This window comes from Leucobacter celer subsp. astrifaciens, assembly GCF_001273835.1.
GTDB lineage: Bacteria > Actinomycetota > Actinomycetes > Actinomycetales > Microbacteriaceae > Leucobacter > Leucobacter celer.
Window position 1 is genome coordinate 1 of record NZ_JHEI01000011.1, and the last position, 229, is coordinate 229.

Here is a 229-nt window from a genome sequence, read left to right on the forward strand (position 1 = left end):
TCGCCACGCTGCTCGTCGCGGGGGCGGTGGCCCCGGCCGGCCCGATCTCGTTCGTGGCGCTCGTGGCGCCGCACGTCGCCCGTCGGCTCTGCCGCTCCGAGAGCCTCCTCTGCGCGGGGCTCGCCGGCGCCGTTCTGCTCGTCGCGAGCGACCTCGTGGCGCTCTACGCCTTCGCCGCGCCCGTTCCCGTCGGAGTCGTCACGATCACGCCCGGCGGCGGGGTCTTCCT

The 229-nt window shown here is 76.4% G+C and carries 1 protein-coding gene; it reads left to right on the forward strand.

The window, feature by feature from the left end:
* Positions 1-229: iron chelate uptake ABC transporter family permease subunit (locus AMS65_RS00025; RefSeq protein WP_157501919.1), on the forward strand; the 229-nt coding region annotated here is incomplete at both ends.